Source organism: Lysinibacillus sp. FSL L8-0126, from assembly GCF_038630385.1.
Lineage (GTDB): Bacteria > Bacillota > Bacilli > Bacillales_A > Planococcaceae > Lysinibacillus > Lysinibacillus fusiformis_D.
On the sequence record NZ_CP152028.1, the window covers coordinates 4072569 to 4084987 of the forward strand.

The 12419-nt window shown below is 31.7% G+C and carries 8 protein-coding genes and 2 pseudogenes; all 10 read right to left on the reverse strand.

The window, feature by feature from the left end:
• Positions 1–105 precede the first annotated feature (105 nt).
• Positions 106–249: pseudogene (locus MHI34_RS19660) on the reverse strand (GTP-binding protein); the annotation flags it as partial.
• Positions 250–426: 177 nt separating this feature from the next.
• Positions 427–549: pseudogene (gene rpmG / locus MHI34_RS19665) on the reverse strand (50S ribosomal protein L33); the annotation flags it as partial.
• A 643-nt stretch (positions 550–1192) separates the two neighbouring features.
• Positions 1193–2272, reverse strand: coding sequence for an EAL domain-containing protein (locus MHI34_RS19670; protein WP_342503839.1), 1080 nt, complete (start codon positions 2270–2272; stop codon positions 1193–1195).
• A 232-nt stretch (positions 2273–2504) separates the two neighbouring features.
• Positions 2505–4241: a methyl-accepting chemotaxis protein gene (locus MHI34_RS19675; RefSeq protein ID WP_342503840.1), complete on the reverse strand. Its 1737-nt coding sequence runs from the start codon at positions 4239–4241 to the stop codon at positions 2505–2507.
• 85 nt (positions 4242–4326) lie between these two features.
• Positions 4327–5772, reverse strand: a complete 1446-nt coding sequence (locus tag MHI34_RS19680) for a HAMP domain-containing sensor histidine kinase (RefSeq protein ID WP_342503841.1) — start codon at positions 5770–5772, stop codon at positions 4327–4329.
• A complete protein-coding gene (locus tag MHI34_RS19685; protein WP_058843104.1) occupies positions 5765–6427 on the reverse strand; it encodes a response regulator transcription factor in 663 nt (220 codons plus the stop codon). The genes MHI34_RS19680 and MHI34_RS19685 overlap by 8 nt, the downstream gene beginning before the upstream one ends.
• A gap of 711 nt (positions 6428–7138) precedes the next feature.
• Entirely contained in the window at positions 7139–8185 is a 1047-nt protein-coding gene (locus MHI34_RS19690; protein ID WP_058843103.1) for a Fic family protein, read from the reverse strand.
• Positions 8186–8690: 505 nt separating this feature from the next.
• Entirely contained in the window at positions 8691–9650 is a 960-nt protein-coding gene (locus MHI34_RS19695; RefSeq protein ID WP_342503842.1) for an ETX/MTX2 family pore-forming toxin, read from the reverse strand.
• Positions 9651–10497: 847 nt separating this feature from the next.
• Entirely contained in the window at positions 10498–11058 is a 561-nt protein-coding gene (locus MHI34_RS19700) for a hypothetical protein (RefSeq protein ID WP_342503843.1), read from the reverse strand.
• Between the two features lie 309 nt (positions 11059–11367).
• The gene (locus tag MHI34_RS19705; protein ID WP_342503844.1) at positions 11368–11955 is read right to left on the reverse strand and encodes a hypothetical protein; all 588 of its coding nucleotides are present in this window, start codon (positions 11953–11955) and stop codon (positions 11368–11370) included.
• Between the last annotated feature and the right edge of the window lie 464 nt (positions 11956–12419).

Here is a 12419-nt window from a genome sequence, read left to right on the forward strand (position 1 = left end):
GCAGTTCATAGTCTTAATAACAGAGGATTCTACATGGATCTCACACGATTCCAAAGCTTAATGATATGAGGGGTATAAAAGTAAGATGAATGCTATCTAAAAGTAATCGGCATCAATGTTAATTTCACTCATATCATTTACAATGACTGCCATTTTTAAATCTTTTGTATTCGATAACAAATTATTAAGTATTGTTGTTTTACCAGCCCCTAAATAACCACTTAATGATGTAACTGTGATTTTATCCATGTTAAAACTAATAAATAGTAATCATTACGATTTGAAACATATTTTAGTTAATCATATTTCTAATCATATTGCAAGTATTTTTTTAAATTAAAAACACTTTTAGAAGACTCGAAAATTACTGACGAATCTTTCTAAAAGCGTTTTTACTTTATTATTTAGTTTCTCGGCGAAACGTACACGTTTTAGTCGGGGAGAATACTTTTTTAATTCTAATCGTTCTGGGTTATTTCGTTTATTTTTAGTCGTAATACAATTTTTATCACCTGTTTCTGTACATGCTAAAGTAATATTGACTCTCATTTCTAACACTTCATAATTAGTAATGATTACGCTTTGAATGGCAGTTCATTATAATTACTTCGTCAAGGGATCTAATTTCATATTTCATAAAATTTATCAATTCTTATTGGAATTGATAGATGTTTCTTATTAATTTTAGATCAGTCACTTATTTGAATGATAAGCTAACAATCCATATAGATTTTGATAAATCCCTTAAAATAACCTCATAAATAAAAAGGTTATTTTATTAACTTACGCTTTTCTCATCATAAATACACAAAAATATTAGAAATGTTTACGTTATTTGAGAAAGGAGTTTTCTTATTTCAGAAAAGCGCCCTAGTTGTTTTATCGCTTCCTCTTTCGTTAATGTCTCTGCTTCTGCTTTGTTAAAAATGACTTGTACCTTCTCTTTTGAAATCTCATTAGCGTTAGCTGGTTACTCACTTGATCTACCACAAATTCACTACTTCCAATAATTTGAGTTGGGGACTTTGCTGCAAATGCAGAAAATATAGTATCAAAAGTTGTAGCAACCAATCTCATGTTCTTTTTATAATATTTCATTTCCTTTTAAGGTGTATTTTGTCTTACAAGTTAATCCTATATGTGCAGCTACACTGGAGATTGTCTGGAGTTCCCTTTTTGCTTCATAGTTTGTCTATCTAGTGGCATTCATAAATAGCATCAATTCATTTATAGTGAGGGGTTTAGATACGTAATAGCCCTGTATTGAATCATATTCGGCCTCTGATAAGGAATTAAGCTGCTCAACGCTTTCTACTCCTTCTATAATCACTTTTAAATCTAGTGTTTTGATAAATTTTGTAAGCAATGCAACTACCTTTTTATTTGAGTTGCTCTCAATAAACAATCTATCTAATTTCACCCCATCTAGAGGAAACAGCGAAATATATTGAAAATTGGAATAGCCAGAACCAAAATCATCAATTAATAAAATATGACCACGTTCACGAATAACTTTTAAATTTTCTCTCGCCTCGATTCCCATTAGGGTTTCCTCCGTTAATTCAAAAGCAATTCGTTTATTGTTCGTAAAATTAATGTCATCCAAATGCTCCATTAGCCAAGTGATATCATTGATTAATGAAGCGGTTAAATTAATCGAGACATAAACTATCTCATTATATCTTTTCAACAAATCAACAGCTTTATTAATAATATTCTTAGTTAACTTTATCAAACTCTCATTATCTAACATCGGAATAAAAACACCTGGTGATATCGAACCTAGTTCTTCGCATTTCCACCTGCTTAGTGCTTCAAAGGATAATTGCCTATCATTGTGCAATATGGGTTGGAAAACGATTTCAAACTCTTTCGATAGTAAACATTCCTGTGAAATGGGTGCTTTTACAGCATAACTATCCTTATTTTGCGAATAGACTTGTCTAACGTAATTTAACGCTGGAAGTCTTCTATCTTGTACATATAGATAGTGTGTCCTTACATAATCAATATGTGATAAATCATTAATAATGGAAAGAGCCTGCGACTGAACATTACAGACTACTATATATTCCTTATCAAATACTCTGTAACATTCAACCTCTGTTTGATACATTGCTAATTCTCTCTTAACCTCATCTATACAATTAAAAGTATCTACATTATGCCAACTTATGATTGTAATATATACTAATGCGAAAGATTTTTTATTTTCAATACTCGTCAATACAAACTTACGATTTGATTCAAATTTTGTTATCCCAGTCCCCATCCTAATTCCTCCAATTATTATCAAAAAATTACTATACATATAATATATTTTATAAAGTGAATCTGTAGTTGGCGTGTATTGAATGTGAAGTTTATGTGGAGCACTAATAATTGGTTAAAAGTGGATAATTCAGCTCTTTTACTTGCACAAAAAAAGAGCTAACAAATCACCACTTCAAGAAATTTGCTAGCTCACTATATTTAGTTTAAATGGCTGCCTTTACCATCGTTATTTATTCATCTGTTTTAAAGTTCGATACTAAATTTTGAAGCTCCTGCGACATCTCTGCTAAAGAACGGGATGCAAATGTCATCTCAATCATCGTAGCAGATTGTTCCTCCGCTGCCGCTACGACTTGTTGTGTATAGCTTGATGACTGATTGCTAACATCTTTTACTTTCCATATTTCATTTACAAGAATGTCTGTATTCGCACTAATATCTTGAATTTCTGTAGAGACAGATGCTAGTTTATTGTTAATCAGGTCTACATCAAATGCGATTTCTTCAAATGTTTTCCCCGCATTCGCAACATGATCTATCCCCTTTTCCACTACCATTTTTCCTTCATTGACAGTTTGTACTGTATTTTGTGTATTCATTTGAATATCACCTATTAAAGCAGAGATGTTGTTAGCTGCATTGCCTGATTCCTCTGCTAATTTCCTCACTTCATCTGCAACAACAGCAAATCCTTTCCCTTGTTCTCCTGCTCGTGCTGCTTCAATTGCTGCGTTTAAAGCTAGTAAATTGGTTTGAGCTGCAATGCTAGTAATGACATTAATAATCTCACCAATCTCTTGTGATTTACTTTCAAGCAATTGCATTGCTTCAGTCGTCACGATGTTCTGGCTATTAATTTGATTCATTTGTTCCACTGTCTGTGTAATGACTTCATTACCATAAAGAGAAACCTTAGAAGTTTCAATGGATAGATCGCTTAATTCTTTAATATTTTTCGTAATTTCTGTGATGCTTGATGATATCTGTAAAACTGAATGATTTGCTTCCTCCATACCAGCCAGTTGCTTTTCTTGCCCTGTAGAAATTTCTTGAATAGCCTTAGTAATTTCATCTGAGGCCATGCTTGTTTGTTCACTACTCGCAGTGAGTTGTTCAGATGTAGCTGCCACATGTTCGGCTGAACTTGAAACGGATTCAATCATACCTCTTAAATTTGTAGTCATCGTATTAATTCCTGTCGCTAAATGACCTAACTCATCTTTATTTTGAACTTTTAGATGCTTAAAGGTTAAATCTTGATTAGCAATCTTTTGAACACTATCAGTGACCATCTGAACTGGAATTGCTAAATGTCTTGAAAATAAAAATATAACGATTAAACCTATAACAACACTACTAGCAAGTGTAACCATAATCGTATGTTGAATTAACTGAACGCCGTGATTAAATGATGCCATGAAGCTACTAGCACTTACCACCCAACCCCAGTTCGGATCTAAAGCACTATAGGCTATTTTGTCTTCTTCTGTATCAGGTTGGTTCGGTAATGCTCTAGCGTAATATGTAAAACCCCCACCCTTTTCTGCTGCTTTTATCATATCTTGTATCATATAAATTCCGTTACTATCAACGCTCTCCCAAGCATTTTTCCCTTCTGAGAAAGGATGGGCTATTCTTTGACCATCTAATCCGTAAATAGCAAAATAGCCGTCCTCGCCTAAATCAACATGAGTAGTTATTTCACGAGTACCATCACTATGTAAATCCCCAATTAAATGTTGTTTTACTTTTTCTTGAGCATCCTCTAACGATATTTCTCCCGTTTGAACGGCATAATTCATTGCATCAATTAACTGAAGTGCCATTTCAACATTATTTTTTAGCATTTTTTCTCCCATATCATCCAAGTGCTCTTTAGCAGAATAATAACTGCTTACGCCGATAATTAAGCTTGGAATGAATAAGAGGCTTAATGTAATCACAATTAACTTTGCCCTGATCTTCATTATCTATCTATCTCCCATCTTCAAGTGAATCAAGATTCCTGTTTCATTCGGTTCTAAAATTTGAGCTGCCCTTCGTAACAATTATTTACCTTTCAGGAAATGTCACTAAAAATTGAATACCATTCTCCATATTATCCACTGAATAATTAATAGAGAGTGATTGAAATATTTGTTTGACAATATATAAGCCTAAGCCACTTCCACCAGTGTTCCTATTTCTTGATTTTTCGATTCTATAAAAAGGCTGAAACAATTGTTGTAGTTCGTCTGCTTTTATTTGTACACCTGTATTAATGATTTGGATTTGAATCTGGTTTTGTTTTGAATCCTCCGTCAATGCTAAATATACAGTTTCTCCCTGTGGTGAATACATAATTGCATTATGGATAATATTTTTTAATGCTTTTTCTAATAAATCACTGTCTGTAAATACGTAATTATCTGGTGGGATTTTGTTAATGATTCTAATATTTTTCTGAGATGCAAAAAAAGCGAGGTCCTTCGTAATAGTCTCAATTAAATCTAGGAGATTTATTTCTCTTGCTTGAATTTTAAATGTATCTTGTTCTAGTTTGGACATACTTAAAATTTCACGGACGAGTTGTTCTGTTCTTTCAATAATTTTACGGTTTTTTTCTAAATAGTAGTCACGATTTTGATAAGGTCCGATATTATAAATCATCCCTTCTATATAACCTTTCATGACAGTGAGTGGCGTTTTTAATTCATGTGCAACTGTAGTGAAAAACTCCCTACGTTTTGTTTCGATTTTTCTTTCTCTTTCAATATCATCTTTTAATTGCTCATTTGCTATTTGTAAATCATTCATTGTCTTTTGCAAGTTATTCGACATTTCATTTAAGCTATTAGATAATTCCTCTAACTCATCATTGGAACGAACTACTATATTTTCGGAAAAATCAAGGTTTGCCATCTTTTGCGCACGCTCATTTATATAAAGGAGTGGTTTTGTAATAAATCTTGAATATAGATAGGCACTGCCCAATCCAATACCCACTACTATGATGCTAATATAAGGGAGAAAACGTACTAAGACCTGTGAAGCTTCATCGATAGGTTGAAATGTAGCAAATACATTCACGATTAAATTACCTTCATCTAGAAATTGAATGGGGAAAGATTTATGAAATGCATTTACTGTTTCTTCATTTTGTAATGGTGTTGTTTTTTCAGTAATAATTGGTGGCGGCGAATTTCCCTGAATCATGAACGAAGGCGAGTAGATAATATTTCCGTCCTTTTCTTGTAGGTAAATGATGGCATTATTTTCTTTGGAGTACTCGTCCAAAAGATTTTTTGCATGTTCTAATTTTATTTTTTCTGATTTTTTAATGATGTCGATCATACCTGATTGGAGTTGGTTTGTTTTATATTGTTCGTAAAATGTTGGAAGGAAGAAGTATAATGTTAAATAAATTAATACTGCAAAAGATAGCAATATAAGAGAAGTAATCATAAAAAGTTTATAGGTTATTTTTTTCATCTTCATGATGTCTACAATCCTACTCATCAATTTTATATCCAATACCCTTGACTGTTTTAATATAGGGTATATTTAATTTTTTTCTTAAATTTTTTATATGTGTATCAATCATCCGTGTTTCTCCTGAATAATCATATCCCCAAACTTTTTCTACAATGATTTCTCTAGTAAGTACTTTTTTTTCGTTATGAAGTAATAGTTGTAAAATCTCGAATTCCTTTGTCGTTAAAGATATTTCCTCTTTATTTACATAAGCTTTGTATCCGTCACAATCAACATTAAGTTCATTAAAATGTAAATCGTTACCCCGATTTTTATAATTGCTTCTTCTGAGAATGGCTTGTACACGTCTAATCAACACATGAAATGAGAATGGCTTCGTTATATAATCGTCAATACCAAGATCAAAGCCCTTCATTTGATCTTGTTCTTCTTCTAATGCCGTTAGGAAAATAATCGGTATATTAGATTGACTACGAATCATTTTGGCTACTTCAAATCCATTTAGATTTGGCATCATCACATCAAGAAGAATTAAATCAAAGGGTTGAGTATTTAATTTCTTTATTCCCTCTACTCCATCTGACGCCACCGCTAAAGTATAATTTTGTGTCTTCAAAAACTGCTTAATTAATTCTTGAATTTCTAAATCATCTTCTATTACAAGAATCTTGTAGTTCATTAAGATCTCCCCCTAGTTAGCCATTATAACCACGCAATCTGTAGTTTATGTGAAGATACCTCGTTTTTTCTAAAAAATATAACTGAACCCTACGATTATAGTCATACTTAGATTTCATAAAAATAAGTTCCATCATAGAATAAAATTCCCCCAAATATCCACAGGCTTAATCTTGAATCTGCTGATTTTTTTGGAGGAATGTATTCTTCATCATGACATGGAATTTTTATAAAATAGAACTCTTTCATCTTCGTATAATCATTAAAGAAAAGGAGATGTTGCCCCCTGCTAGATATGAGTGGATTCTGCTAATACTGAATGTATGTTTGAAAAAATTTATTTTCATATCGCCTTGATCGTCCAACTAAATTCGACCTATTTGGCGTCAATATGGAGAACGTGGAATTCTTATCTAGAGATATAATAAGGGAGTTTATGTGAGTCAATAGAAACTAAAACATGTCCACTTAGATTAGATGGCATCAAACAAGAGGAGTATCATTAGGAGGTGGTATAACATAAAATGACCAACGTTTTACAACCAATACAATTTGTTATTTTTCTCAGTTAGTTTTTAGCACATTTCGTTTTCATTCCTACCATTTGCACAGTGGTCGAACGTGGAGCATGGATAAGTGACTTGGCCGGTGTAATTCCAATATTCCTTTTCGCATTACTACTGTTTTTTCTGACTTATGCAGTCCTCCGACTTCAAGATTTGACTTTCATCCAGCACGCATTTCTCCCTTTTGAAATCAGTTTAATTTCACCACCTACTTGTAAATCAGTTAAAGCTTTACTAATTGTACTTTCGGCTATATCAGGATAAATACTTCGAATGTATTCTTTCGTAAAGGGTTGTTCTTGGTTAAGAATAAAATTCTGAATTCGCTCTATCTTAGTATGTCTACATATAGAATCCCGTATTCTGTTATGTAGATTTTTATAAGCCTCTAAAATAATAGATAAGAATGTTTTTAACCAGAAGCTCATATTATGCCCATTACAATACCAATTTACCGAAGATTGATAGACGGCTTCATAGTATTCTGCCTCTCTTTTCTTGATATATTCATCTAAACAAACATATTTAACAAATGTATGTCCGCTTTTTACTAGTAATAATTGCATTAACATAAGCATTAATCTACCATTACCTTGACTAAATGGGATTATACAATAAAGATTGAATATAAAACGAGCTATCAATATAAGTGTAGGTAACTCTTTTTTATGGTTTAATACATTGTACTGGTTGCATAATTGTTCTACAGCCATTGGGATATTTTCAGGAGGAAGAGGACGATAAACAATCGTGTGCATCCCTTTCTCCGGAATTCCCGGGATAGAGAATGGCTTTTGGCGCCATTTTGCACCGTCAGAGGTAATAAAATGAACTAATTGAAAATGCAATTCTTGTATAGTATCTGGACTAATAGAGAAAGCACTAGATTTTTCATGTACAAGTGTCAGCGTTTCATAATAACAAAATATCGCATCTTCTGAGATCGATTGGGGTATCATATCTTCTAAAATAAGTTCTTTTAATCGCTTATTAGAAACTTTTATATCCTCATATACAGAAACATAGTTTTTTATATATTGTAGTGGCATCGCTTTTGCAAGCCTAGTGAACATATCAGGTCTTTGCTCTTGGTAAGCGGTCAACTTTCCTTTATATTCACTAATTTCACTAACTAAGTTTATTATTTGTTGCTCACCACTATTTATATATTGATCTTCGAAAAAATTTCTCATGTGGTTCCTCCTTTCTTGGAAATCATGTTGCTTTTCCTTTGTTACAATCATACAGATTATTATTTTCAATTGCGAATCTTCATTAAATTAAACAAAAATACTAAAAATAACATCGTTTATTATTCTATATTGGTTCATTCACTGTATAAATGTAGCGCAATTAGAAGATAAATACGCATAATTCTTATCGGTCCATTCGTTTAAATATTAAAATGTCACAAAAAATAATTCATATGCTTTAGGCAAGAATATGGAAGTATTTCTCCTAGGGTAAATTTCACAAAAAATGAATTCAACTTGAACGATTAGGATTGATTTAGTGTTTTCCAAGAATGTTTTGTTCACAAAGTTGATTGATAATCTATCGTTTCGATTGCCATTCATTGTAACTTACCTATAGCTATAAAAATTTTGATAATGTAAAATGTTATCCAATTTTTAGAGGCAATATAAAAATGCAATACCCTTACTTTTAATACGCTAAGGGTATTGCATGCTCCTATTCTTATTCAATTATTTTAGTAGCCACAGAAAGGGTTTCAAAATTAACAGGAATTTTTTTTGTTTCTATTGTTACGGGCTTTTTCGAATCTGTAATATCTGTTATTTTAGCATATAAACGTGTACCGAATTCTGTGCTAAATCGTCCTTCGCCCGTCGCTCTAATTCCAAATCGATCATTTCCTTCTGCATTATCTCTAATTACGCGTTCAAATCCTTGAGTATCTGAAGCAAAGTTCATGGCAGAATATAAAAGTTGAGGGCTCATCGGTAAATTATTGTAATAATAAGTAGCGTCCCCATATAAATCTGCATTCAGTCTGTTTCTGCCCGATATTGTTATTTTTTCAAATACATACTCAACTTTATATTTTTTCCCTGCTGGAACAGGAAATCCTTGTGGAGGCACAGTGAACTTTCTAACTTGTGATTTCTCTGTAGTGTTTGAAGTGGACATATTATAATCAACACTAAAACTTTGCGAAGCTGAGACCATCATTACAGATAGGGTTGCATTGTAGTTATATCCAAATGTCCAACCTGAAGTATTGGTTGTACTAGTCATTTCCTTAAATTCATGCTCATATCCACTAGTAAATAACGTTACCTCATGCCCTAGATTATTTTCTAAAATATTTTCTCCAATTGTCAAAATTTGAGCGTTTTCAATCATAGACCCTTCTATAATATTACCGTTTAATTCGGTATCTTTTATATGGTGGTATCTATATTCTGTACCATCAAAAGCAGCACTGATCAACATCTTTTTCACTCTTTCATCAATATCTTGATAGGCACTATTTTTATGTTGACTTTGTTCAGCCGCTTTTATGTTGCTTGAAACAACTCCAATATTATTCCCCGTCAGTCCTTGATTTTCAGAAGCACTTGCATTATTAGAAAAGGGACCGCCTGCCAATAAAGTACTCGTTACTACACCATACAGTATTATTTTATTTTTCATTGTGAAACCCTCCTAATATTTTTTTATTAAATATCTAATATTAATAGATTATTTAATATAAATATAATATCGAATGTCACAAATTTTCACAAAAAAGGGTTAAAACTATCTTTTATAAAGACATATGGATTGATTTTACTATTTTTTTAATAGTTTCTATCCTTAAATATATTGTTTATTTTGTATTTATGGCAGAAGGATATAAAAAACAACAAAAATTAGCATAAATTGTCATAATTTATTGATTTGATTTTTCTCTGAAATTAAAAAAATCGCTTATTATTCTATATAAACGCAGCACAAATAGAAGCTAAATACGCATAATTCTTATCAGTCCATTCGTTTAAATAGTAAAATGTCACAAAAAATGAATTCAACTTGAACGATAAGGATTGATTTATTATTTTCCAAAAATGAAAGTAAAAATATGTTGCGGGTTGGTTGGGATGTATATCTTGTATAACAAACAAAGGTATAGTGGTTAGAGGAGGTAAAAAATGAGTGCAGTAGCAGGAAGTAATATAGCTAAGTGGGAAGTAAGATGCAGGATTCTCAAAAAAGAGATTCATATAGGGAAATTCTCTTATAAAGCTTAATTGTGAAAAATCGAATAAGTTTACGAGGTATATAATAGCGATTCAATCGATAATAGGACGAATACTTGTTGCTATTTTGGAATCAGCAGATTATTATCATACAACAATTATTCAAATTTTAAAGAAACAGTCTATTTTGTTCAACTTAAACGTCTCTTACTAAGCTAAGAAAAGTTAAAACCAATACCTTCGAAAAAGGCAGTGGTGTACCGCCTCTTCAACCGACAGAAGATATTTAAACCTCAGTTTCTTCAAAGAGAAAATGGATTTCTAAACCAAAAACTAGATGTAATTTGTTGAATTCTTGAGAACATTTCACCCATATTTGTACTTAAAATTATTGGGATTTGTTGTGGATATGATGCTTTTGCTTTAGCTGTATTATGTTTGTCTACATGAGACTTAGCCGCCATTTTATTTGGTTTTAATCTAGAATTTACTAACGTGTTAATAACTATATTTGAAGAAGGTGAGATAAATCCTTCGCTCGTTAAATCAGTACTTTTTAATAGTTGTTTTTGCACTTTGGATAGATAATGATCCTCATCTAATTGAGCTTCGAGTAGATTTAGAAAACCACTCTGATTATTTAAATTGATCATATTAAATAATGTAGGATTTTTTAAAAACAGTTGGTTTTGTAAATCAGATAAATTTTTTGTATCTGAACTCTTAAGAAGGGCTTCTGTTAATATTTGTTTGAAAGAAGCTTTTTGTTTTTCTGATAAATTTAATGTTTTATTTTCAGGCAATTCTTGAAGGAGTGTTTGTGTGAGAAGTAGATTTTCGATAGAAAGGGAATTTAAATTCACGTTTATCTCCTTTCCTTTCTAAGTACTATTTTGATACACAAAGAATGGGATAGAATCGAAAATTTTATGCTTCGTATTTAAGAACCTTATAGCTAAATTAGTAGCTAGTTGTTACATTGATTGATTCATGCATATAGTTACTAGTATTTGTAGAACTCATTTTATTGTTAAAAGCGAATAGACACGCCTTTAAAAGAGGCGTTCCAAACTGTAAAAGCTTTAAAGTATACTAGCTCTGATTGACATCCACAGAAAACTGTATTTAGTTATCAACGATTACCTAAATTACAATTCGGTCTAAAAAAGTAATTATATATTAGACGATAAAGAGATCTTTCCATTTGTATATTTAGAAATATCTTTAAGCATGTTTATTGCTTTTTCATTGCTCAATAAATGATCGATTTTAGGATCAATTCCAAGGATACTAGCATTAGATGTGCCGGTAAAATCAATGTCTATTTGCTCATATTTTTTATGTTTTAGCCTAGTCTTCTCCTTCTGTAATCTATGTTCCTCCATGTAATCTAAAAGTGTAAATTGCGCCCTTTTTCTAGCTGCTTTTTCTTTTTCGCTTAATGGACACTCGAAACGTTGTCCATTCACAACAACCCAACGTTTTTCACCATCAAAGCCCATTTCACTCCATTGACATTCAGGATTATTGGTAGTGTAGTTTAAAATTTGGTTATAGGTATAGGAATCTACATAAAGTGTCGTTTTGATTGCTGTGCCCTTATCAAGTGTTTCCATCACTGTTTTTCCTGTACTAGAGAGTTCTACTGCATCTTTGAAATGATTAAATTGATTCGAGATACTATTGAACTTAGACTTATTATTTGTACCATGTAATACATTATTGTAATTCATCATTCCTTTTACGTTGTTAATATTCATTTTTCATTTGACCTCCTATACTATAGAACTTCTGATTATACTATCCCATTTATGAACGTTAACCGTATCCATACAACGCGCCATCACCCATGAGTGTGTACACTTTTGATCTTTTGGCTAGGGGCGTTCATAGATTATCTAATGTACATATCATATTAAATGTCACTAATTTTCACAAAAAAGGGTTTAAACTATCTTTTATAAAGACATATGGATTGTTTTTCATCGTTTTTTAATCGTTTCTTTCCCTAAATATATTGTTTATTTTGTATTTAGGGCAGAAGGATGCAATAAAATGATTGATGGTAGTATCAATTGTCACAATTTATTAATTTTTACCTATCATCATACATTAGTAAGAAATTTGCAAAAAGCAGACGAGTTATCTATACATAGGAAATTGCGACAAGGGAAGGCTCTAGAAAGCAACTTTTAATCGGTTACTTTCTAGAGCCTTGTTAGGA